The sequence below is a fragment of the Streptomyces sp. NPDC012827 genome (genome assembly GCF_042900905.1).
GTDB lineage: Bacteria > Actinomycetota > Actinomycetes > Streptomycetales > Streptomycetaceae > Streptomyces > Streptomyces gulbargensis.
Genome location: NZ_JBIBBY010000011.1, coordinates 43,724 through 66,206, shown reverse-complemented (window position 1 = coordinate 66,206; position 22,483 = coordinate 43,724). Strand labels below are relative to the sequence as shown.

22 protein-coding genes are annotated in these 22,483 nt (G+C 73.4%); 7 read left to right on the top strand and 15 right to left on the bottom strand.

Annotated features, from left to right (window positions below):
* Position 1: 1 nt before the first annotated feature.
* Entirely contained in the window at positions 2-1,336 is a 1,335-nt protein-coding gene (allB, locus tag ACFY60_RS23565) for an allantoinase AllB (protein ID WP_388615072.1), read from the bottom strand.
* Positions 1,337-1,662: 326 nt separating this feature from the next.
* On the opposite strand from allB, the gene ACFY60_RS23560 reads away from it, so the two are divergent.
* The gene (locus ACFY60_RS23560) at positions 1,663-2,472 is read left to right on the top strand and encodes an IclR family transcriptional regulator (protein WP_388615074.1); all 810 of its coding nucleotides are present in this window, start codon (positions 1,663-1,665) and stop codon (positions 2,470-2,472) included.
* Between the two features lie 62 nt (positions 2,473-2,534).
* Here the strand turns inward: ACFY60_RS23560 and ACFY60_RS23555 are convergent, their stop codons facing one another.
* Positions 2,535-3,215: an ABC transporter ATP-binding protein gene (locus ACFY60_RS23555; RefSeq protein ID WP_388615077.1), complete on the bottom strand. Its 681-nt coding sequence runs from the start codon at positions 3,213-3,215 to the stop codon at positions 2,535-2,537.
* Positions 3,212-4,318, bottom strand: a complete 1,107-nt coding sequence (locus ACFY60_RS23550) for an ABC transporter permease (protein ID WP_388615080.1) — start codon at positions 4,316-4,318, stop codon at positions 3,212-3,214. Before ACFY60_RS23550 ends, ACFY60_RS23555 begins: the two co-directional genes overlap by 4 nt.
* A 110-nt stretch (positions 4,319-4,428) precedes the next feature.
* Between ACFY60_RS23550 and ACFY60_RS23545 the strand changes: the two genes are divergently transcribed.
* Both ACFY60_RS23545 and ACFY60_RS23540 read left to right on the top strand, forming a co-directional pair.
* Positions 4,429-5,586 (top strand): sensor histidine kinase, encoded by a 1,158-nt coding sequence (locus ACFY60_RS23545; RefSeq protein WP_388615083.1) that lies wholly within the window; start codon positions 4,429-4,431, stop codon positions 5,584-5,586.
* Positions 5,583-6,209, top strand: coding sequence for a response regulator (locus ACFY60_RS23540; protein ID WP_388615085.1), 627 nt, complete (start codon positions 5,583-5,585; stop codon positions 6,207-6,209). Before ACFY60_RS23545 ends, ACFY60_RS23540 begins: the two co-directional genes overlap by 4 nt.
* Positions 6,210-6,496: 287 nt before the next feature.
* Here ACFY60_RS23540 and ACFY60_RS23535 read toward each other — a convergent pair whose 3' ends face one another.
* Positions 6,497-6,829, bottom strand: a complete 333-nt coding sequence (locus ACFY60_RS23535) for a DUF5955 family protein (protein ID WP_388615088.1) — start codon at positions 6,827-6,829, stop codon at positions 6,497-6,499.
* Between the two features lie 176 nt (positions 6,830-7,005).
* Here ACFY60_RS23535 and ACFY60_RS23530 point away from each other — a divergent pair, with 176 nt between their 5' ends.
* The 3 genes from ACFY60_RS23530 (at position 7,006) to ACFY60_RS23520 (ending at position 10,882) form a co-directional block, all read left to right on the top strand.
* Positions 7,006-7,647 (top strand): NTP transferase domain-containing protein, encoded by a 642-nt coding sequence (locus tag ACFY60_RS23530; RefSeq protein WP_388615090.1) that lies wholly within the window; start codon positions 7,006-7,008, stop codon positions 7,645-7,647.
* A gap of 245 nt (positions 7,648-7,892) precedes the next feature.
* Positions 7,893-9,515 carry a malate synthase A gene (gene aceB, locus ACFY60_RS23525; protein ID WP_388615092.1) on the top strand — a complete coding sequence of 541 codons (1,623 nt, stop codon included), beginning with the start codon at positions 7,893-7,895 and terminating at the stop codon, positions 9,513-9,515.
* A 209-nt stretch (positions 9,516-9,724) separates the two neighbouring features.
* Positions 9,725-10,882, top strand: a complete 1,158-nt coding sequence (locus tag ACFY60_RS23520; RefSeq protein WP_388615094.1) for a GDSL-type esterase/lipase family protein — start codon at positions 9,725-9,727, stop codon at positions 10,880-10,882.
* Here the strand turns inward: ACFY60_RS23520 and ACFY60_RS23515 are convergent.
* Both ACFY60_RS23515 and ACFY60_RS23510 read right to left on the bottom strand, forming a co-directional pair.
* A complete protein-coding gene (locus tag ACFY60_RS23515; RefSeq protein ID WP_388615097.1) occupies positions 10,869-12,665 on the bottom strand; it encodes a hypothetical protein in 1,797 nt (598 codons plus the stop codon). The genes ACFY60_RS23520 and ACFY60_RS23515 overlap by 14 nt on opposite strands.
* 44 nt (positions 12,666-12,709) lie before the next feature.
* Positions 12,710-13,678 (bottom strand): fibronectin type III domain-containing protein, encoded by a 969-nt coding sequence (locus ACFY60_RS23510; RefSeq protein ID WP_388615099.1) that lies wholly within the window; start codon positions 13,676-13,678, stop codon positions 12,710-12,712.
* Between the two features lie 132 nt (positions 13,679-13,810).
* Between ACFY60_RS23510 and ACFY60_RS23505 the strand changes: the two genes are divergently transcribed.
* Complete coding sequence (locus tag ACFY60_RS23505) at positions 13,811-14,395, top strand: hypothetical protein (RefSeq protein ID WP_388615101.1); 585 nt, start codon at positions 13,811-13,813, stop codon at positions 14,393-14,395.
* Between the two features lie 27 nt (positions 14,396-14,422).
* On the opposite strand, the gene ACFY60_RS23500 is transcribed toward ACFY60_RS23505, so the two are convergent.
* The 9 genes from ACFY60_RS23500 to ACFY60_RS23460 all read right to left on the bottom strand — a co-directional run bounded on the left by ACFY60_RS23500 (position 14,423) and on the right by ACFY60_RS23460 (position 22,429).
* Positions 14,423-15,073 (bottom strand): aspartate/glutamate racemase family protein, encoded by a 651-nt coding sequence (locus ACFY60_RS23500; protein WP_388615103.1) that lies wholly within the window; start codon positions 15,071-15,073, stop codon positions 14,423-14,425.
* A 59-nt stretch (positions 15,074-15,132) separates the two neighbouring features.
* Positions 15,133-16,482, bottom strand: coding sequence for a nucleobase:cation symporter-2 family protein (locus tag ACFY60_RS23495; RefSeq protein ID WP_345286409.1), 1,350 nt, complete (start codon positions 16,480-16,482; stop codon positions 15,133-15,135).
* 392 nt (positions 16,483-16,874) lie between these two features.
* Positions 16,875-18,266: an 8-oxoguanine deaminase gene (locus tag ACFY60_RS23490; protein ID WP_388615106.1), complete on the bottom strand. Its 1,392-nt coding sequence runs from the start codon at positions 18,264-18,266 to the stop codon at positions 16,875-16,877.
* 48 nt (positions 18,267-18,314) lie between these two features.
* Positions 18,315-19,721 (bottom strand): nucleobase:cation symporter-2 family protein, encoded by a 1,407-nt coding sequence (locus tag ACFY60_RS23485; protein ID WP_388615109.1) that lies wholly within the window; start codon positions 19,719-19,721, stop codon positions 18,315-18,317.
* Positions 19,722-19,793: 72 nt separating this feature from the next.
* Entirely contained in the window at positions 19,794-20,717 is a 924-nt protein-coding gene (gene pucL, locus ACFY60_RS23480) for a factor-independent urate hydroxylase (RefSeq protein WP_309049922.1), read from the bottom strand.
* 5 nt (positions 20,718-20,722) lie between these two features.
* Entirely contained in the window at positions 20,723-21,130 is a 408-nt protein-coding gene (gene uraH / locus ACFY60_RS23475; protein WP_388615112.1) for a hydroxyisourate hydrolase, read from the bottom strand.
* Positions 21,127-21,639 (bottom strand): 2-oxo-4-hydroxy-4-carboxy-5-ureidoimidazoline decarboxylase, encoded by a 513-nt coding sequence (uraD, locus tag ACFY60_RS23470; protein ID WP_388615115.1) that lies wholly within the window; start codon positions 21,637-21,639, stop codon positions 21,127-21,129. Before uraD ends, uraH begins: the two co-directional genes overlap by 4 nt.
* Positions 21,640-21,794: 155 nt before the next feature.
* Positions 21,795-22,133: a helix-turn-helix domain-containing protein gene (locus ACFY60_RS23465; protein ID WP_388615231.1), complete on the bottom strand. Its 339-nt coding sequence runs from the start codon at positions 22,131-22,133 to the stop codon at positions 21,795-21,797.
* 44 nt (positions 22,134-22,177) lie between these two features.
* Positions 22,178-22,429 (bottom strand): hypothetical protein, encoded by a 252-nt coding sequence (locus ACFY60_RS23460; protein ID WP_309049929.1) that lies wholly within the window; start codon positions 22,427-22,429, stop codon positions 22,178-22,180.
* Positions 22,430-22,483: the final 54 nt, after the last annotated feature.

Sequence of the window (22,483 nt, the reverse complement as noted above, 5' to 3'; positions counted from 1 at the left end):
GTCAGTTGTTCCTTTCGAGGAGGCGGCCGGCGGGTTCGGCGAGGGTGCCGCGGTCGTTGATGCGCCGGCCGCGGAGCCAGGTGGAGGTGACGACGCCGTGGAGGGTCTTGCCGGCGTAGGCGGTGATGCGGTTGCGGTGCTGGAGTTCGGCGGGGTCGACGGTGAAGGTGGCCTCGGGGTCGAGGACGGCGAAGTCGGCGTCGCGGCCCGCTTCGATGGCGCCCTTGGTGTCGAGTCCGGCGAGGCGGGCGGGGCCTTCGGACATCCAGCGCACGACGTCTTCGAGGGTGTGGCCGCGGCGGCGGGCCTCGGTCCAGATGGCGGGCAGTCCGAGCTGGAGGGAGGAGATGCCGCCCCACGCGGAGGAGAAGTCAGGGGTCTTGAGGTCGGCCGTGGAGGGCGAGTGGTCGGAGACGATGCAGTCGATCACTCCGTCGGCGAGGCCTTGCCAGAGGGCGTCCTGGTTGGAGGCTTCGCGGATGGGCGGGCAGCACTTGAACTCGGTGGCGCCGTCGGGGATCTCTTCGGCGGTGAGGGTGAGGAAGTGGGGGCAGGACTCCACGGTGACCTTGAGCCCCTCGGCCTTGGCGGCGGCGATGAGCGGCAGCGCGTCGGAGGAGGAGAGGTGGAGGACGTGGACGCGGGCGTCGAGCCGCCGGGCCTGGTTGATCAGGTTCTCGATGGCGGTGTTCTCGGCGTCGCGGGGGCGTGAGGCGAGGAAGTCCGCGTAGGCCGGGGAGGACTTCTGGGGTGCGGCGGCGAGGTGGTGCGGGTCCTCGGCGTGGACGATCATCAGTCCGCCGAAGCCGGCGATCTCGGCGAGGGAGGTGGCCAGCTGTTCCTGGTCGAGTTCGGGGAATTCCTCGACGCCGGAGGGTGAGAGGAAGCATTTGAAGCCGTAGGCGCCGGCGTCGTGCAGGGGCCGCAGGTCCTTGACGTTGTCGGGGAGGGCGCCGCCCCAGAAGCCGACGTCGATGTGGGCCTTGCTGCGGGCGACGTCCTGCTTGACGCGGAGGTTGTCGACGGTGGTGGTGGGCGGCAGCGAGTTGAGCGGCATGTCGAGGAGGGTGGTGATGCCGCCGGCGGCCGCGGCGCGGGTGGCGGTCCAGAAGCCTTCCCACTCGGTGCGGCCGGGGTCGTTCACGTGGACGTGGGTGTCGACCAGGCCGGGCAGGATCACGTCGTCCCCGACGTCTTCCAGCCGGGCGCCGGCCGGTACCTCGGCGTCGTACGGCAGGACGGCCGTGATCGTCCCGCCGGAGACGGCGATCGACGCCGCGCGGGTGCCTTCGGGGGTGATGACACGCGTCGAGCGCAGGACCAGGTTGACGTCCACCCGTACCCCTTTTCCTCTTCCGTGAAGCAGAAATTCAACGAACTGTTGAAGGAGTCTTCACCCGGGACGACATGGCGTCAAGGGCACACTTGCCCTGGGGGACGTCCGGGCGGCCCGCTTGGATGTTTCCATGAAGTGGAATCGATATTTCGTACAGTAGAACGTAGCTCCGTACATGCGGGGCGGATCAGGACCCCTCGACGTGGCCGCCGACAACGGACAAACACCCCCCTGACCGGCCCGGACGCCCGGACCTAGGCCATGTGCCCGGCCCGGTGGCCCGGTAGGCTGCTGCCTTGCCCGCCTGCCTCGAAAGGACCGTTGACGTGCCGACGTCCAGCGCCAGCACCACCGACGCCGCCAAGCCCGCCGCCGCGAGCGGAGGCGTCCAGTCCCTTGAGCGTGCCTTCGACCTCCTGGAGCGGATGGCCGACGCGGGGGGCGAGGTCGGGCTCAGCGAGCTCTCCGCGAGCAGCGGGCTCCCCCTGCCCACCATCCACCGGCTGATGCGGACGCTGGTGGCGTGCGGTTACGTCCGCCAGCAGCCCAACCGCCGGTACGCGCTCGGGCCACGGCTCATCCGGCTCGGCGAGTCCGCCTCCCGCCTGCTCGGCACCTGGGCCCGCCCGTACCTGGCGCGGCTCGTGGAGGAGACCGGCGAGACGGCCAACATGGCGCTGCTCGACGGTGACGAGATCGTCTACGTGGCGCAGGTGCCGTCCAAGCACTCGATGCGCATGTTCACCGAGGTCGGCCGGCGGGTGCTGCCGCACTCGACGGGCGTCGGCAAGGCCCTGCTCGCCCACGCGCCGGCCGAGGAGGTGCGCGCGCTGCTCGCCCGTACGGGCATGCCGGCCGCCACGGAGAAGACGATCACCACGCCCGAGGGCTTCCTGGCGGCCCTGGAGACGGTCCGCGTGACCGGCTACGCCGTCGACGACAACGAGCAGGAGATAGGGGTCCGCTGCCTCGCGGTGCCGGTGCCCGACTCCCCCACGGCCGCGGCGATCTCGATCTCGGGGCCCGCGGGCCGGGTGACGGAGGCGGCGACGGAGAAGATCGTCCCGATCCTCCAGCAGGTGGCGCGCGAGCTGTCCACGGCCCTCGCCAACACCGCCGCCAACGGCGCCTCGTAACGCGCCGGCGCACGCGCGCGGGCCCGCCGTCCCACTCCGGGAGGGCGGGCCCGCGCGTGTGCTCAGGCGGCCACGGGCGCCGTGAGGCGGCCGTCGTGGACGGTGACCGTGCGCGTGGCGCGGGCCAGGTGGGTCCGGTCGTGCGTGACCAGAACCGTCGCGGTTCCCCGCTCGGCCGTCAGGCCGGCGATCAGGTCCATCACCGCCGCTCCCCGCTCGTGGTCGAGCGCGCTGGTCGGCTCGTCCACCAGCAGCACCGAGGGGTCGTTCATCAGGGCCCGCGCGATGTTGACGCGCTGCCGCTGGCCCCCGGAGAGCTGGTGCGGGCGGGCCGCCGCCCGGTCCGCGAGACCGACCGCGTCCAGCAGGTCCCGCGCCCGCTCCCGTACCTCCTTCGGCCGGCGCCCCGCCAGATGGGCCATCAGCTGGAGCTGCTCCAGGGCCGTGAGGGAGGGCAGCAGATGGGGCTGCTGGAAGACGATGCCGATGTGGTCCCGGCGCAGTTCCGCCCGCGCGGCCGGGGAGAGCGCGCCGGTGTCGGCACCGGCCACCAGGACCCCGCCCCGGTCGGGGGTGACCAGGGTCGCGGCCACCGCGAGCAGGCTCGACTTGCCGGAGCCCGAAGGACCGACGACGGCGGTGAGGGAGCCGGCCGGGACCTCCAGGGACACGGAGTCGAGGGCGGTCAGGCGGCCGTCACCGTCGGGGTAGGTGAGGGTGATGTCGTCGAGGACGAGGGTCATCGGGCGCTCCCGAGGGCGGCGAGGGGATCGACGGCGGTGATCCGCCGGACGGACAGGGCGGCGCCGAGGACCCCGAGGACGGTGATCACGGCGGCCGGGCCGAGCACGGTGAGCGGTTCCAGGACGAACGGCACGTCCCCGCCCGCGATCAGCGCCCCGGCACCGGCGGCGAGGGCGGTGCCGGTGAGGGTTCCGGCGGTGAGCATGAGGACGGCCTGGCCGAGGGCGTCCCTGAGGAGGTACGGGGTGGAGGCGCCGAGGGCCTTGAGGACGGCCACGTCACCGGCGCGCTGGATCGTCCAGACGGTGAAGAAGGCCCCGATGACGAGCGCGGAGATGGCGAAGAGGAAGGCGCGCATCATCTGGAGGGAGCCGTTCTCGGCCTGGTAGGAGCCGATGGCGGTGAGCGCCTCGTCCACGGTCCCGGTCCGGGTGCCGAGGGCGGTGTCGCCGGCCGCCCAGTCGGCTCCGGTGCCGGCGAGGACGACGACGGTGGCCCGCTCCCCGGCCCCCCGTCCGCCGGATCCCCCGCCGCCCGGCCCGGTGCCGGTCGCGCCGAGGCGCTGCCAGTCGGCGAGGGAGGTCCACACGACGGGCGTGTGGCTGTACGAGGCGTCGCCCGCGACCGCGGCGACGGTGAGCTCCAAGGGGCCGAGGCGGACCGTGTCCCCGGCGGTGACGTCCAGTTCCGCGGCGGCGGAGGTGGAGAGGACGGCCCGGCCGGCGGCGACGGGACCGGGAGCGAGGCCCGCGCCCGGCTCCGTACCGAAGGCGCTGACGGCGGCGGCGCGGTCCCCCGCGCGGGCGTCGGTGGTACGGATGCCGAGCGGGGCGGCCCGGGTGACGCCGGGCCGTTCGGCCCACCGCCGCCACTGCTCCTCCGTCACCGTCGAACGGGTGAAGGAGACCTCCTGGCCGGGCGTTGGTGCCGCGAAGGCGAGCCGGTCGGCGGGCAGCCCGGTGATCGCGGAGACGTTCTCCCGCGCGAGTCCGGCCGTCAGCCCGGACAGCAGGCCCACGAGCAGGGTGATCAGGACGATCACGGCCCCCATGAGGGCGAACCGTCCCCGGGCGAATCTCAGGTCTCTCCATGCCACGAACATGCCGTCCAGCCTGGTCCGCCGACGCCCGGCGGGCATCGCGCCCCGGATGGCTCCACGATCAAACTTTCGGTTGAGCCCGCGCGGCCGTGCGCCGCCTACGCTGGGAGATCATGGATCCCCGTGCCCTCACCCCCGCGCTGCGCGTGCTGCGCCTCTGCCTGCATCTGCTGATGGCGGGGCTGCTGGTGCTGGCGGGGGTGCGGTCGGACACGGCGGGGACGGCGCTCGCGGTGGTCACCGGGGCGGTGTACGCGGCCGGTTCCTTCCTGCCGTCCGTGCGTGCGTCGCGGCGGGCGGCCGGGGTGTGGCTGGCGTTGCTCGGGGCGTCGTGGCTGGCGCTGCTCTGGGTCACGCCGGAGGCGCTGTGGGTGGCGTTCCCGCTGTACTTCCTCCAGCTGCACCTGCTGCCGGTCCGCCGGTCGCTGCCGTCGGTCGCGCTGACGGCTGCCGCGGCCATCGTCTCGTACGCGGGGCACGGCGCCGCGCTCAACCCGGGGGTGTTCATCGGACCGCTGCTGGGGGCGGCGGTGGCGGTGGCGACGGTGCTCGGGTACCAGGCGCTGTACCGGGAGAGCGAGCGCCGGCGGCGGCTGATCGAGGAGCTGATCGAGACCCGGGAGGAGCTGGCGGCGGCCGAGCGGCACGCGGGGACGCTCGCCGAGCGGGAGCGGCTGGCGCGGGAGATCCACGACACCCTGGCGCAGGGGCTGTCCTCGATCCAGCTGCTGCTGCGGGCCGCCGAGCGGGCGCTGCCGCCGGACGCGCCGGCCGCCGGGCACATCGAGCGGGCCCGGCGGGCGGCGCAGGACAATCTGGCCGAGGCACGGCGGTTCGTGCGGGCGCTGGCGCCGCCGGACCTGGAGCACGGTTCCCTGGCGGCGGCGCTGGAGCGGCTCTGCGCGCCGGGGGCGGGTCCGCGGGTGCGGTTCTCGGTCAGCGGGACGCCGGTCGCGCTGCCGACCCCGTACGAGGTGGCGCTGCTGCGGATCGCGCAGTCGGCGCTGGCGAACACGGTGCGGCACGCCGGTGCCTCGCGCGCCGAGATCACCCTGTCGTTCATGGACGGCTCGGTGACGCTGGACGTGGTGGACGACGGGCGCGGCTTCGACCCCGCCGCGGTGCGGCCCTCCTCCGAGGGCGGTTTCGGCCTGCCGGCGATGCGGTCGCGGGCGCGGTCGCTGGGCGGCGCGTTCACGGTCGAGTCGGCGCCCGGGCAGGGGACGGCGGTGGCCGTCTCGCTGCCCCTTCCCGAGGAGGTGGGCACATGACCGTACGGCTCCTGCTGGCCGACGACCATCCGGTGGTACGGGCCGGGCTGCGCGCCGTCCTCGCCACGGAACCCGGCTTCGCCGTGGTCGCGGAGGCGGCGACGGCCGAGCGGGCGGTGGAGCTGGCGGCGGCGGGCGGCGTCGACGTGGTCCTGATGGACCTCCAGTTCGGGACGGGCATGCACGGCGTGGAGGCCACGGCGGCGGTCACGGCGCTGCCGGGGGGTCCGAAGGTGCTGGTCCTGACGACGTACGACACGGACGCGGACATCCTGGCGGCGGTGGAGGCGGGCGCGTCGGGCTACCTCCTGAAGGACGCGCCGCCCGAGGAGCTGGCGGCGGCCGTGCGCACGGCGGCGGCCGGACAGTCCGCCCTCGCCCCGGCGGTGGCGCACCGGCTCATGGACCGCATGCGGACACCCGCGCAGGCCCTGACCAAGCGCGAACTGGAGGTGCTCCAGCTGGTGGGCGAGGGCCTGTCGAACCAGCAGATCAGCAAGGCCCTGTTCCTGAGCCAGGCGACGGTGAAGTCCCACCTGGTGCACGTCTTCGCGAAACTCGGCGTCGACTCCCGCACGGCGGCGGTGGCGGCGGCCCGCGCCCGGCGCCTGATCCGACGCTGACGGACCGGCGGGGACGCCTGCCCCCGGACGGCTGAGTGGGCCCGGCGGCCGCGCGCCCTTGGGGGGCTACGTGCCGGGGCCGCTGCTCGGGACCCGGTCTCGGCCGCAGGGAGCCGTCGCGGCGGTTGCGCGGCGGTACGTCCCGCACGCGGCCCCTCCGCCCGCGCGGCCGGTGGTACGGCCCCGCGGCCCGCTCCCCCTGTCTCCCGGGCCCGGCTCCGGGCCTTGCCGGGGCGGCTCGAAGCTGAGGGAGCCGGCGTGCCCGTCCGCGCGGCCCGCGGCCGCGTTCAGCGCGTCGGGCGGTCCTCAGGGGGCGGGGGGCCGAAGAGTTCGACGGCGTGGCGGACGGCCGCGAGGCCGCCGGCGAGGGCACTGACGGAGCCGAGCGAGCCGGCGACGATCAGCAGGGAGCGGCGGAGCCGGCGTACCTCGGGCGTGCCGCCGACCGCCATGGCGTCCAGGGCGGCGAGCTCGTTCTCGGCTATGCCACGGTCGGCGAAGTCGGCCCGGTGGACGGCGAGTTCGCGCCGGAGCCGGGAGACGGCGGACCGAAGTTCGGCCACTCTGGGATCCACACCCTCGCCGGTCACTCGCCTCTGCCCCACGCCACTTCGCAACATGGTTCTCCCCCCTCGCACGACGGTGTGCGCAGTACCCCACGCGCCGGGCCGGCCCGCCGAACGGCGGCCGGACGCCGGGAGTCGGGCCAGTAAACTCCTTCGCCACCCCGCGCGCCACCCTTCGAGGCGGGAATTCAGGCGACCGTGTCATTCCGCCGATGGGGTATGCAGGACCCATGACAACCGCGGATGACCGACAGCCCGCCCCGCCCGCCGAACGCCCCCCGCTCGTCGCGGGCTTGCTGCTCGCCGCCGGGGGTGGCAGGCGGCTCGGGGGGCGCCCCAAGGCCCTCCTCCCCCACCGGGGCCGGCCGCTGGTCGAGCACGCGGTGGCCGTGCTGCGCGCGGGCGGCTGCGAGGTGGTGCACGTCGTCCTGGGCGCGGCGGCCTGGGCCGTACGGGAGCGGGCGGAGCTGCCCGGGTGCGTGCTGGTGGAGAACCCGGACTGGGAGGAGGGGATGGGGTCCTCGCTGCGGGTGGGGCTCGCCTCGCTGGCGGCCGATCCGCGCGGGGTGGACGCGGCGCTCGTCTCGCTGGTGGACCAGCCGGGGATCGGGGCGGCCGCGGTGGCCCGGGTCCGGGCGGCGTACGGCGCGCGGGACGCGCTGGTGGCGGCCTCGTACGAGGGAAGGCGGGGGCATCCGGTGCTGTTCGGCGCGGACCGATGGGCCGGGATCGGGGACACGGCCGTGGGCGACCGGGGGGCGCGGGACTACCTGGCGGCGCACCGGGCGGCGGTCGCACTGGTGGAGTGCGGGGACGTGGCGGAGCCCTACGACATCGACACGGAGGCGGATCTGGCGCGGCTCGAGGGCTGACCGCCGGCGCGGGGCGACCACGGTGTGGCACGGAGCGCCACGTTCTGTCGATCCGGAGAATCTCGACATCAACAAACCATTGAACTTCCACTATGAGGAAACTAGTATCCACTGTTCAGAAGCGCCTGATACCTCTGACGGCGCTTGCGGCCGTATCTCGGCGCCTGCGGCACTCCGTGCCTTCGCGTGACGCCCGGCGGCCGCCTGGCACCGCCCGCGAAGTCCGCTGAAGGAAGTGACAGTTCATGTCCGCACCAGCGCCGTCCCCCCTGGCCGTCGTCAACGCCGAGCCCCTGCCCCGTCAGGAGGAGGTGCTCACCGAGGCGGCGCTGGCCTTCGTCGCCGAGCTGCACCGGCGGTTCACCCCGCGCCGGGACGAGCTGCTCGCCCGCCGGGCGGAGCGCCGCGCCGAGATCGCCCGTACGTCCACCCTGGACTTCCTGCCCGAGACCGCGGCGATCCGCGCCGACGACTCCTGGAAGGTCGCGCCGGCCCCGGCGGCCCTGAACGACCGCCGCGTCGAGATCACCGGCCCCACCGACCGCAAGATGACGATCAACGCGCTGAACTCCGGCGCGAAGGTCTGGCTGGCCGACTTCGAGGACGCCTCGGCCCCCACCTGGGAGAACGTCGTCCTGGGGCAGCTGAACCTCATCGACGCGTACACCCGGAAGATCGACTTCACGGACCCGCGCTCGGGCAAGTCGTACGCCCTCAAGCCCGCCGAGGAGCTGGCCACGGTCGTCATGCGCCCGCGCGGCTGGCACCTGGAGGAGCGCCACCTGGTCTTCGACGGACGCCCGGTGCCCGGCGCGCTCGTCGACTTCGGGCTCTACTTCTTCCACAACGCCCAGCGTCTGATCGACCTCGGCAAGGGCCCGTACTTCTACCTCCCGAAGACGGAGTCGCACCTGGAGGCCCGCCTCTGGAACGAGATCTTCGTCTTCGCCCAGGACTACGTCGGCATCCCGCAGGGCACCGTCCGCGCCACGGTCCTCATCGAGACCATCACGGCCGCGTACGAGATGGAGGAGATCCTCTACGAGCTCCGCGACCACGCAGCCGGTCTCAACGCGGGCCGCTGGGACTACCTCTTCTCCATCGTCAAGAACTTCCGTGACGGCGGCGCCAAGTTCGTCCTGCCGGACCGCAACGCGGTGACGATGACGGCCCCGTTCATGCGCGCGTACACCGAACTGCTCGTCCGCACCTGCCACAAGCGCGGCGCGCACGCGATCGGCGGCATGGCCGCCTTCATCCCGTCCCGCAAGGACGCCGAGGTGAACAAGGTGGCCTTCGAGAAGGTCAAGGCCGACAAGGACCGCGAGGCGGGCGACGGCTTCGACGGCTCCTGGGTCGCCCACCCGGACCTGGTCCCGATCGCCATGGCCTCCTTCGACGCGGTCCTCGGCGACCGGCCGAACCAGAAGGACCGGCTGCGCGAGGACGTCTCGGTGGCGCCCGGGGACCTCATCGCCATCGACTCGCTCGACGCGAAGCCGACGTACGAGGGTCTGCGCAACGCCGTGCAGGTCGGCATCCGCTACATCGAGGCGTGGCTGCGCGGCCTCGGTGCCGTCGCGATCTTCAACCTGATGGAGGACGCGGCCACCGCCGAGATCTCCCGCTCGCAGATCTGGCAGTGGATCAACGCCGGCGTGGTCTTCGAGAACGGCGAGACGGCCACCCCCGAACTCGCCCGGAAGGTCGCCGCCGAGGAGCTCGCCGCGATCCGTGAGGAGATCGGCGAGGAGGCCTTCGCGGCCGGCAAGTGGCAGCAGGCGCACGACCTGCTCCTGCACGTTTCCCTCGACGCGGACTACGCGGACTTCCTGACGCTGCCCGCCTACGAGCAGCTGGTCGGCTGACCCGCACAGCGGCCGAACAGCATCCGACCAGGGCCTCGTCGTCCGGTGGCGCACACCACCGGACGGCGGGGCCCTGGCGCGTCACAGGGGCCGTGACGCAACCGAGATACGCAGCTACCTAGCGGTAACAAGCCACGCCGTGCGAGATTCCGCCATGCCACCGGCCGGCGGTCGTCCCCCACGTCACTGCGCACCGCAGGAGCCCCGTCATGCCTTCGTCCCCCCGCCGCGCCCTGCGCGGACTCCTGGCTCTGTGCACCACCCTCTGCACCGCCGCGGGGCTCGCCTCCGCCGCGGCGCCCGCCGCCCACGCCTCCCCCGGCAACGGCCCGACCGCCGTCGTCGCGATGGGCGACAGCTACATCTCCGGCGAGGCCGGCCGCTGGCAGGGCAACAGCCTGACGAACACCGGCAGCCGCAACGGCACCGACCGGGCCTGGACGGGCAGCGGCTACGACCCGTCGCGGGTGTACGGCGCGACTGCGGGCGGCTGCCACCGTTCGGACTCCTCCGAGGTCAGAAGCGCGGGGCCGATCGCCTCCGCGCTCGTCAACCTGGCCTGCTCCGGGGCCACCACGGCCAACGTCTTCCGCGCCTCGCGGGGCGGACAGCCCTACAAGGGCGAGGCGCCGCAGGCCGACCAGCTGGCCGCCGTCGCCGCCTCCCACGACGTGAAGCTGATCGCGCTCTCCATCGGCGGCAACGACCTGGGCTTCGCCGACATCATCAGCACCTGCGCGACCGACTACATCGTCTGGTACTCCTACTGCCACGACGACCAGCAGGCCGAGGTCGACGCGAAGATCGACGGGGTGATGGCCGACGTCGGACGGTCCGTCGACGAGATCCGGGCGGTCATGACCGGCGCCGGCTACGCCGCCTCCGACTACCGGATCGTGCTCCAGTCGTACCCCTCCCCGATCCCCCGGGCCGCGGAGAACCGGTACGCCGAGAGCGGCTGGGCGCGCACCAACACCGGCGGCTGCCCCTTCTGGAACGCCGACTCCGACTGGGCCCGTGACTCCCTCGTTCCGCAGATCGCGGGCCGCCTGAAGCAGGTCGCGGTCGCCAAGGGCGTGCAGTTCATGGACCTGCGGGACGCCCTGCAGGGCCGGGAGGTGTGCGCGAAGGCGAGCCGTCAGGTCACCTCGACGGTGCCGCCCTCGGCCGCCACGAGCGAATGGGCGCGGTGGATCGACAGCCAGAGCACCCAGGGCCTCGTGCAGGAGTCGATGCACCCCGGCTTCTACGGGCAGCAGGCCCTCGGCCGCTGTCTCGCCCTGATCCACGCCACGCCCACCGGGAACCACAGCTGCCGCAACACGGCGGGCGCCGGGGCCTCGGGCATGTACCTCACCGCAGGCTGATCCCGAGGGGGCCGAGGACCCGCTCGGCGGTGGGGCGGTCCGCCTCGGCCATCGCCCGGACCAGAGCGGCCGAGCCGCCCGGCCAGGCGGCCGCCGCCTCGTCGAAGGCGGCGCGCCGCGACTCCAAAGGGCCCTTCTTGCCGGGCAGGTGGTCCAGGACCCGCAGCGCCTTCGCCGAGGTGGGCACCCGCAGATGGTCGGCCGGCTCGCCACGGGCGCGCAGCGCCTCGTACGCGCGGGCGCCGACGACCGGGTCACCGAGGGCGCCGCGCAGGGCGTCGGCCGGGGCCGTGCCCGTGTCGAGGAGCCCGAACAGGCCGCGTACGGCGGCGGCGTCCGGGGTGCCCGCGTGGACGGTGCCGAGCGCGGAGAGCAGCTCGGACCAGGCGTGTGCGGTGTCCACGCGCGCGTGGAGCCAGCCGGCGAGTACGCGCGCGGCGGCGGGCGCGGGCCAGCCGGCGGACGCGGCGACCAGGGTCCGCGCACTCCACCCGGCGGTCTCGGCGGCGTCGGGCGCGGCGACTCCGCGCACCCTCAGGAGGTAGCGGACGGCTCCCGCGCCGCGCGGGGTGAGCCCGAAGGCGTCACCGGTGCGGAAGACCAGTCCGGTGGCGGCGAGCCGGTCGACGACGGCGGCCAGGTCGCGGGCCGGGCCGTCGAGCCGGGCCCGGTCGGCCTCGCTCGGCGCGGGGAGGCCGAGGAGCCGCACGAGCTCGGGCAGGGGCGGGGTGCGGTACGCGGCGGGGGCCTCGTCCGGCACGGTGACGGGCAGGTCCTCCAGCGCCGGGTCCACGGACCAGTCCTCGTACTCGGCGGCCTTGCGGGCGACGGACTCCGGGGTGCTGCCGCGCTGGTAGCTCGCGTACAGCAGGTGCGCGGCCTCGCCCCCGAGGACTCCCGGGCCGTTTCGCGCCAGGTCCTCCACGGCGGCGGTGAGGGCGTCGGCGTCCTCCTCGATGGGGCCGGGTTCGATCGCGGGCGGCGGGGGGACGGGGACCGAGGGGTCGCCGTAGTAGTCGAGGTGCTCGCCCAGAAGGGTGTCGGCCAGGGCCAGATGGGGGAAGGCGTCGGGGCCGGGCGCGAACCGGGCGTAGGGTCCGGCGAGCTGTTCGGCGAGCCCGGCCGCCGTCCACCGGTCGAGGAGCGCGGCGGCCACCCCGCCGATGCCGGCCGCGACGGTGTGGTCGTCGAGGAGCGGGCCGGTGGGCGGGGGCGCCCCGGCGTCCCGGACGTACGCCCGGGTGAGGGCCTCGGAGAGGAGGACGTCGGCGAGGGCGGTGCGGGCCATCAGGTCGGCGCGGCGCGCCCCGTCGGGCAGGGGTGCGCCGTCGAGCGAGCCGAGCCGGCCCCGTACGTCCTCCGGGTCGGTGAGGTCGGCGCCGCAGGACCGCAGGAGGGAGGCGTACCAGCGGTGCCAGGTGAGGTTGCCGGGGTCGCGCATGGCGCGTTCGAAGTCGGGGGCACACTCGTCGACGGCGGCGGCGATCCGTTCGCGCAGCTCCTCGTCGAACCGTCCGGCCAGTTCGCCGAGGACGGCCGGGTAGGCGGCGAGCTCGTCGGGTGCCGCGGACACGAAGGTGGGCAGGTCCTCCAGGAGGAGGTGCCGGACGAGGGCGGGCGTCGGTTCGGGCAGTCCGCTCGTGCGGTCGGCGCCGCGCACGGCCAGCAGGCCCAGGACCGCCTCGGCGGCACGGGCGAAGGCGGGCTCGCGGTGCTCGGGCTTCCCGTCGAGGAGGGCGAGGAACCTGTCGAGTCCGGTGTTGGTCAGAACGGTCTCGGCCACGCTCCCAGGGTAGATCCGGGGTGCGCCCGCGCGCCTGCGCAGGGTCATCGCACCACCACGGTCCGGGGTGCGGAGAAGTCGCCCCAGGTGCCGTCGGGGAGGCGGGCGCGCAGGGTGAGGGTGTGGCGGGTGCCCGGGGGGTCGGGGACGGTGAAGGTGTAGGTGGCGCGGCCGGCGGGTGGTGCGGCGCCCCAGACGATGGTGGTGGCGAAGCGGCCGTCGAGGTGGAGTTCGTGGTGGGTGACGGGGCGGCCGGTGCGGGGCGGGGTCCAGGTGAGGGTGATCGCGCCGCGGGCGGAGGTGGCGGCGAGGCCGGTGGGGGCGGTGTTGGCGGGTGCGCCGGGGGCGGGGGCGGTGGTGAGGTCGGCGTGCGGGCTGTCGGCCGAGGTGTTCTCGGCGGCGTCGCGGGCGCGGACGGTGAAGGAGTAGGCGGTGCCGGGGCGCAGGCCGGTGACGCGTGCGGTGGTGGCGGTGCCGGGGGCGGTGTGGATCCGGACGTCGGCCTGGTGGACGTCGTAGGCGGTGACGCGGGTGTCGTCGCGGGCCGGTGTCCAGGTCAGGACGGCGGCGCCGGAGCCGTCGGCGGTGGCGCGCAGGGAGGCGGGGGCGGTGGGGGGCGTGCGGTCCTCGGCGGCGGCGCGGAGGGTGGTGACGGAGACGGTGGCGCTGGGTGGGGAGACGTTTCCGGCGGCGTCGCGGGCGCGGACGGTGAAGGTGTGGCGGGTGGCGGGGGTGAGGCCGACGACGTCGGTCATGAGGGAGGTGCCGGGCAGCTCCTTCACGGGGCGGCCGTCGCGGTGGACCACGTAGCCGGTGACGGCGCGGTCGTCGGTGGCCGCGCTCCACATGACGTGAACGGTGGTGGCGCTGCCCGAGGTGGCGGTGAGGCCGGTGGGGGCGGTGGGGGCGCGGGTGTCCGGCGGCGGGGCGGCGGGGCCGGAGCAGGCGGCGAGCGCGAGGGCGAGGAGCGGGGTCAGGAGCGTCGACAGGCGTGTGGCCAGCGGGCGTCGCACGGGACGGCCTCCCTCCGTCGGAATGGTCTGGACCTATATCCCACGAGGGGGCGGGGCGGGGCAAGAGGGCCGTTGTCAGTGGGGTGCGCTTCACTGGAATCGTCACTCTGTGTAATCGACCGAGGGGGAGCGGTGACGGATCGTACGACCTATCTGAGCCAGGCCGGGGTACGGCGGCGGGGCTGGACCGACGCGATGGTGCGGGAGCTGCTGGGCGCCCCGGACGTGCAGGGGCGCGACCCGCGCCGCTTCTCGCTCACGCCGGTACGGCTGTACCTCCTGGCCCGGGTGGAGGCGGTGGAGCGGACACCGGAGTTCGCCGGGGCGGCGGCCGTCGCCGGGGCGAGGTCGGCGGCCTCGGTGGCGCTCGCCGACCGGCGCCGGGCCGCCGTGCTCGCCGCCATCGGCGCGGCGCCGATCGAGGTTCCCCGGCTGCCGGGCCCGGAGCTGGAACGGCGGGCGGTGCGCCACCGCCGCCTGCTGGCCGTCCGCGCCCCGGCCGGCGCCGCCCCGGGCCCCGGGGCGCTGGTCCGCTGGCAGGTGAGCTATCTGCGGCACGCCCTGTCCCGGTACGAGTCGCTGCTCGACGGCCTGTACGGGGACGGGGCGCGCGGGGAGGCCCGGCGGCTCCTGCACCGGCGCCTGTACGAGGCCATCGCCGCGGCGTACCCGGCTCTGGCGCAGGAGTGCCACCGCCGCATCGCCCTGGAACGGTGAGGGGGCTCCCGTGGCGTCCGGAGGGGTTCAGAGGCGGAGCGCCATCGCCGTGATCGCGCGGCAGGCGGCGGGGATCGGGGCCACCAGCCGGACCGGGAGGTGGGGCCGCAGGCTCTCGGCCGCCTCGCCGAGCGGACCTCCGCCGATGACGACGGCCCGGGCGCCGTCCCGTTCGGCGCAGGCGCGCACCGCCCGTTCCAGGCGGTCGAGCAGCAGGGCCGGGTCGGCGGAGAGCCGCTCCGGGCTGCCCGCCGTCAGGCGCAGGCCCGTGTACCGGCCGGCGAGGCCGAGGGCGGTGACGCGCGCCGTGATCGCGTCGGCGAGGAGCGGGGTGGTGGTGGCGATGCCGAACGGGGTGCCGTCGGCGGCGGCCTCCCGCAGGGCCGCCTCACCGATGCCCACCACGGGGACGGGGGCCGCCGCGCGCAGCAGGTCCAGGCCCGGGTCGCCGAAGGCGGCGACGAGGAGCCCGGCGCAGTCGCCGCCGGCCAGGGCCCGGATGCCGGCGGCCAGGACCTGCGGCGCGGCGGCGCGCAGGGCCTCGGGATCGGTGAGCACGGCGGGCCCGCGGCGGACGGTGACGCCCCGGACGGGGCGGTCCGGTCCCAGGGCCCGCCGGGCGAGGCCGGTCATCATCGCGGTCGTGGCGGTGGAGGTGTTGGGGTTGATCAGCACCACGGCCCCGGCCTCCGCGGCGTGCGCGGGGACCGGGGCGGCCGGGGGCGGGACGGCGGGGCTCAGTGGACGTGCGCCGCCTTCGCCTCGCGGGTCCCGGAGATCTCCTCGCCGGGCTCCATGGGCGCGGTGACCTGGTCGTCGTCCTTGCGCCGGCCGAGGTGGTTGAAGACCACGTTGAGCAGGACGGCGGCGACGCAGCCGGTGGAGATGCCCGAGTCCAGGATGATCTTCGCCGTCTCCGGGAAGGAGTGGTAGAACTCCGGCTTCGTGATCGGGATGATGCCGACGGCCAGCGACACGGCCACGATCAGGACGTTGTTGTCCTTCTCCAGGCCGGCCTTGACCAGGGTCTGGATGCCGCTGGCGGCGACCGAGCCGAACAGGACGACTCCCGCGCCGCCGAGCACCGGTCGCGGCACGACCGAGATCAGCGAGGCGGCGACCGGCGAGAGGCCCATCAGGACCAGGAAGCCGCCACCGCAGGCGACGACGAAGCGGCTGCGGATCCGGGTCATGGCGACCAGGCCGATGTTCTGCGCGAAGGCGCTGCACATGAAGCCGTTGAAGAACGGGCTGATGGCGGAGCCGAGGGTGTCGGCGCGCAGTCCGGCCGCGATGGTCTTCTCGTCGGCGGGCCGGTCAACGATCTCGCCGAGCGCCAGCATGTCGGCGGTCGACTCCGTCATGGAGACCAGCATGACCACACACATGGAGATGATCGCGGCGACGGCGAACTGGGGGGCGCCGAAGTGGAAGGGGGACGGGAAACCGACGATGTCGGCCTCGGCGACCGGCGAGAAGTCGGTGACGCCGAACGGTATGGCGATCAGCGTGCCGATGACCAGGCCGACGAGAACGGCGATCTGCTTGAGGAAGCCGCGCGTGAACCGGCGCAGGAGCAGCACCACGACGAGCGTGATGCCGGCGAGCGACAGGAAGGTCATCGAGCCGTAGTCGGACGCCTTGGGATCGGGCCCCTGAGCCCAGCCGAAGGCGACCGGGAGGAGGGAGACGCCGATGAGGGTGATGACGCTGCCGGTCACGACCGGCGGGAAGAACCGCACGAGGCGGGAGAACCAGGGCGCGGCGACGAAGCCGATGAGTCCGGCGACGATGATCGCGCCGAAGATGACCGGAAGGGCGTCGGCCTTGTCCTCGGTGGTGTCGATGATCGCGAGCATGGGGGCGACACCGGCGAAGGTGACACCGTTGACGAACGGCAGGCGGGCGCCGATCTTCCAGACGCCCAGCGTCTGGAGGAAGGTGGCGAGGCCCGCGGTGAAGAGGCTGGCCCCGGTGAGGAACGTCAGTTCGGTGCCGGAGAGGCCCACGGCCGCTCCGACGATCAGGGGCGGGGCCACCACGCCCGCGTACATCGCGGCCACGTGCTGGAGACCGCTGGTGAGCATCTTGACGGGGGGCAGGGTCTCGTCGACCGGGTGCTTGGTCCGGTCTTCTGGGGCTGAGCCTGCGTCTGGCACATTGCGAACCTGGGGCTTGGCGGCCACGGCGGTTCCTCCGGTCGGTTACACGTCGGCGGCGACGAGGGTGTCAGGGAGGTGGTGCGTGCGGTGCGTGGTGCAGGAGGTGCGGCTCGTTGCGGGGCGGTGCGGGTCGCGCCGGCGGAGGGGTCCGGCGCGCTGACGGGGTGTCCGGTGGGGGCGCGGACGCGGGTTCACCGTCCCGGGGGGTGCCGTACGACTTGGCGTACGCCACCCCCCGGACCGGCTGCCGCGGACCCCGCTCGGGTCCGCGGCGACCGACCGGGGGCCGTCCCCCCCGGTCGGACTCCTGGGGGAGGTCAGCCCTGGGCCGCGATGCGGGCCAGGCGCTGGGACTCCGTGCGCGCCTCGCGCGCGATGGTGTCCTCGTCGACCGTGAGCAGGCGGTCGTTCTCGACGATCTGCTTGCCGTTGACGAAGGACGCGGTGACCGGGGCCGCCGCGCCGAAGACGATGGCGGTGACCGGGTCGGCGATCGTGGAGTGGGCGAGGCCGTCGATCTTCCAGAGGACGAAGTCGGCGAGCTTGCCGGCCTCCAGCGAACCGATGCTGTCCGCGCGGCCGAGGACCTGGGCGCCGCCGTAGGTGCCGAGGCGCAGCGCCTGGCGGGCGTTGAGCGCGGCCTCGCGGTGCGCGCCGAGGCGGTTGATGAGGAGGGCGTTGCGCAGCTCGGTGTGGAGCTCGCCGGACTCGTTGGAGGCGGTGCCGTCGACGCCGAGGCCGACGGGGACGCCCGCCTTCAGCATGTCGGGGACGCGGGCGATGCCGGCGGCGAGGCGCGCGTTGGACGAGGGGCAGTGCGCCACACCGGTCTTCGTCCGGGCGAAGGCGGCGATGTCGGAGTCGTTCATGTGGACGCAGTGCGCCATCCACACGTCCTCGCCGAGGAAGCCGGTGGACTCGAAGTAGTCCGTGGGGCCCATGCCGAACAGCTCGTGGCAGAACTTCTCCTCCTCCACGGTCTCCGAGCCGTGGGTGTGCATCCGCACGCCGAGGCGCCGGCCGAGGGCCGCGCCCTCACGGAGCAGTTCGGTGGAGATGGAGAAGGGCGAGCAGGGGGCGACGGCGACCTGGGTCATCGAGTCGAAGGAGGCGTCGTGGTACTTCTTCACCGTCTCCTCGGTCGCGGCGAGCGCACCCTCGGTCGTCTCGACGGCGAAGTCCGGCGGCAGGCCGCCGTCCTTCTCGCTGCGGTCCATGGAACCGCGGGCCAGGGTGAAGCGGACGCCCATCTCGGAGGCGGCGCCGATGATGGCGCCGGACAGGTCCCCGGACCCCACCGGGTACACGTAGTGGTGGTCCATGGCGGTGGTGACGCCGCCGCGCGCCATCATCGCGAGCGAGCCCCGGGCCGCGGCGCGCACCATCGGCTCGTCGATCCGCGCCCACGTCGGGTAGAGCGCGACCAGCCAGTTGAAGAGGTTGTGGTCGGTCGCCAGGCCCCGGGTGATCCACTGGTAGAAGTGGTGGTGGGTGTTGATCAGGCCGGGCGTGACCAGGTGGCCGGTGGCGTCGATCCGCCGGACCACGTTCTCCAGGCCCTCGGGGGCCCGTCCGGCGCCGATGGACTCGATCTTGTTGCCGGCGACGACGAGGTGGCCGGAGGCGTACTCGGTGTCGTGCGCGTCGACGGTCGCGATCGCCGCGTTCTCGATGACGGTCCGCTGGGGGGCTGCCGAAGGTGCTGCCATGGCGGTGCTTCCTTCATTCCTCTGGGGTGGGGTGGGCACGGCAGGACCCTAGGAGGATTTGAGTGCCGGGGCCGCCTGGCGGCTCCGGGTGCCGAGATGATGGAAGAACAGGTTCAGCAGGACGGCGACGAGCGCGCCCGCGCTGATGCCCGAGCCGAGCACGGTCTGCGCCCAGGCCGGGAAGCCGGCGTAGAAGGTGGGCGCGGCGAGCGGGATGATGCCCGCTCCGAGCGCGACGGCCACCAGGATGATGTTGGAGCTGTCGTCGAGTCCGGCCTCGGAGAGGGTGCGGATGCCGCTGACGGCGATCGAGCCGAAGAGGACGATGCCGGCGCCGCCGAGGACGGGCATCGGCACCATGGAGACGACCGCGCCGAGCACGGGGAAGGCACCGAGGACGAGCAGGGCGCCGCCGGCGGCGGCGACCACGTACCGGGAGCGGACCCGGGTGAGCGAGACGACGCCGACGTTCTGCGCGAAGGCGGAGGTCGGGAAGCCGCCGAAGACGGGGCCGAGGAGCGTGGCGACGCCGTCGGTGCGCAGGCCGCGGGTGATGGTCCGGCCGTCGCTGGGCCGGTCGCAGATCTCTCCGAGGGCGAGCATGCCGGCGCTGGACTCCGTCATCAGGACCAGCATGACGATGCAGAGGGAGAGGATGGCGGCGGGCTGGAACTCGGGGGCGCCGAAGGCGAAGGGGGCGGGCAGCGCGGCGAGCGGGGCCTCGCGCAGGGCGCTGAAGTCCGCCATGCCGAAGGGGATCGCGGCCAGGGTGCCGAGGAAGAGGCCGAGCAGCAGGGCGATCTGCTTGACGAAGCCCTTGCCGAAGCGCTGGAAGAGCAGGATGACGACGAGCGTGAAGGCGGCGAGTGCCAGGTACCTCATGGCGCCGAAGTCGCCCGCGGTGCGGTCACCGCCCTGGGCCCAGCTGACGGGCACGGGCATCAGGGTGACCCCGATGAGGGTGATGACCACGCCGGTGACGAGCGGCGGGAAGAAGCGCAGGAGCCTGCCGAAGAAGGGTCCGACCGCGAGGCAGAAGACTCCGGCGACCATCACCGCGCCGTAGATCGCGGGGAGTTGGTGTCCGGGAGCGCTGGTCTCGGCGATGGCGAGCATCGGCGCGATGCCGGCGGAGGAGGCGGCGTTGACGAACGGGAGCCGGTTGCCGGCGAAGCGTCCGAGGCCGAGGGTCTGGAGGATGGTCGCGCAGCCGGCGATGAGCAGGCCGGCCGCGATGAGCCGGGTCATCCCGGCGGCGTCCAGGCCGGCCGCCTGGCCGATGATGAGCGGAGGGGTGACCACGCCGGCGTACATGGCGGCGATGTGCTGGAGAGCCGCGGGGACGAGCCGCGAGGCGGGGAGCTTCTCGTCCACGGGGTGGCAGTCGGCCGAGGTGGACGGCGGGGTGGAACACGGGCCTTCGGCGGTTGCCGGCCCCTGTGCAGGCTGAGCCATGGGAGGTTCCCTCCGGTCTGGTGCACCGGCCCCGCCGACTGCGGGCGGACGGGGCCGGTGACTCAGTGCCGCTTAGAGGTTGGTCATGTCGACCGGGATCTGCGCCGTGGCGCCGTCCCGCAGGACCGTGGCCTCGATGAGGCCGTACATGCGGTCGGCGGCGTAGTAGACCTCGTTGTCGTTCTTCAGACCGAAGGGCTCGAGGTCGACCAGGAAGTGGTGCTTGTTCGGGAGCGAGAAGCGGACCTCGTCGATCTCCGAGCGGTGGTTGATGATGCGCGTGGCCATCTGGTACAGCGTCTGCTGGAGCGAGTACGAGTACGTCTCCGCGAAGGCCTCGAGCATGTGGCGCCTGGTCTGCTCGTAGGACCGCTCCCAGTTGGGCATGCGCTGGTCGTCGTCGGTCCAGTTGAACCGCCAGCGGCCGGACACCTGCGTCGCCAGGATGCGGTCGTACGCCTCCTGGAGGGTGGTGTACTTGTCCTTGATGTAGCCCCAGAACTCCGAGTTGGTGGAGTTCATGACGACCAGGTCCTTGAGGCCGGAGATGACCTCCCACTTCTGGCCGTCGTAGGTGATCTGGGTGACGCGGGTCTCCTGGCCCTTGCGGACGAAGGAGTGGTTCACCTCGTCGGCGCCGATGAACTTGGAGTTGGCCTCGGAGGTGGCGATGCGCTCCCAGGCGTACTCCTCGATGCGGATCCGGGCGCGCTTGATCGGCTCCTGGCTCGTCACGAAGTGGCGGGCGAGGTGGATGCCGAACTGCTCGGCGGACTCGATGCCGTACTCCTTGGCGAACGCGAAGACGGTGTTCTTCGTCGTGTCGGTGGGGAGGCAGTTGGCGTTGGAGCCGGTGAGGTGGACGTCGTCGAGGTCGCCGGAGAGGGCGACGGAGACGTTCAGGTCCTTGATGTGGTGGGTGGCGCCGTCCCGCGTGATCTTGACGACGCGGTTCTCTGCTTTGCCGTACTGGTTCTGGCCGAGAATCGTGGGCATGTCTGCTAGCTCCCTCGGTAAACGGAGTAGCCGAACGGGTTGAGCAGCAGTGGTACGTGGTAGTGCTCCCCCGGTACGACGGCGAACGTGATCGCCACCTCCGGGAAGAACGCGACCGCAGCACCACTGTCCCGATTCGCGGGGGCGTCCTGCTGCGCCTCGGCTTGCTTGTTCTGCTTGCTCAGGAAGTACGCCTCGGTCTCGAAGTCGAGACGTACGTGGGTGATGCCCTCCGGCAGGGCCGGGAGGTCCTTGCACCGTCCGTCCGCGTCGGTGGCGGAGCCGCCGAGCACGGTCCACGCCGCGTCGGAGCCGGCGCGGGCCGCGAGCGTGACGGCCACTCCCCCGGCGGGGCGGCCGATGCTGGTGTCCAGGATGTGCGTGGACACGGAGGCCGTGGTGTCGGTGCTCATGCGGTGTCTTCCTCCACGAGGCGGGTCAGGCGGATGCGGTTGATCTTGCCCAGTTCGGTGCGGACGATCTCGCGCTCCTCCTCGGGCGTGTTCCCGATCCGTTCCCGGATGGCGTCGCGCATCTGCTCACCGGTCCTGCCGGTGGCGCAGATGAGGAAGACGTGCCCGAACTTCTCCTGGTAGGCCAGGTTGAGCTCGAGCATCTCGGCCTTGAGTTCCGCGGAGGCGCCGGCCATCCCGCTCTGTTCGCGCGAGGAGGTCGGGTCCCCGGCCTTCGGACGACCGATCGGCGGGTGCCCCGCCATCGCCTCGGCCAGGTCCTCGGCGGTCAGCTCGGCCATGGCGGCGTCACTGGCGAGGAAGAGGGCTTCGGCGGTGGGGAAGGGGCGCTGGGCGAGGATCTTGCTCCCCCACGCCGGGCTGGAACACACCTCGTGGAGCGCGGCGACGGCGTCGCCGTCCGCCGAGGTGTTGAACCGGGCGAGGCCCGGGGTCGTACCTGAAGTCACGGGAAGCCTCCGTGGCTGTTTTTCGCTGTGCGTCGGACGGGCTGCGGATAGCTAACGCCCTCCGCAACAGCACGTCAACACTTTGTTGAAAACTCGGCCACACAAAAGCCGTCGTCCCGACATCCGGACGACGGCTTGTGGACGTACGTGATCAACTAACCGTCGTTGGCGGCCTTTTCCCTGTTCAGGGCGGTCTCCCGGTTCAGGTAGTTGTAGACGGTGAACCGGCTGACCCCGAGGGCGCCGGCCACCGTCTCCACTCCGTGCCGGACCGAGAAGGCACCCCGTGCCTCCAGGATGCGGACCACCTCCTGCTTGGCCTTGCGGTCCAGCGCGGCCAGCGGCATCCCGTGCCGCCGTTCCATCGCCGCCAGGATGTGGTCGAGGGACTCCGACAGCTGCGGCAGCCGTACGGCGACCACCTCCTCGCCCTCCCAGGAGAGGACGACGTCGTCCGCCTCCGCCCGCTCGGGGCCGAGCAGCTCGGCCCCCATGGCGTCGGCCAGCGGCTTCACCGCGACGACCAAGGGGTGTTCGGTCACTTCTCGCCCTCCCCGATCACATTCACCTGGAGCGAGACCCGGGTCGCCCCGGCCGCGAGGGACTCGCGCAGCAGCCTGTCCACCGCGGTGAGCACCGCGTCGCCCCGGCCCTCCGCCGTGTTGCCGAAGGGACCGACGTCCACGGCGTCCAGGTCGGCCGACTGGATGACCTCACGGGCCACGACCGCGTGCGCCGGCGCCTCGTCGAGGTCGAACGGCTCGGTCGTGAACTCCACTCTCAAACGCACCATGCCCCCACGCTACGGGCCCGGCGCGGCCCGCGGCAGCCCCGGACCTGCGGG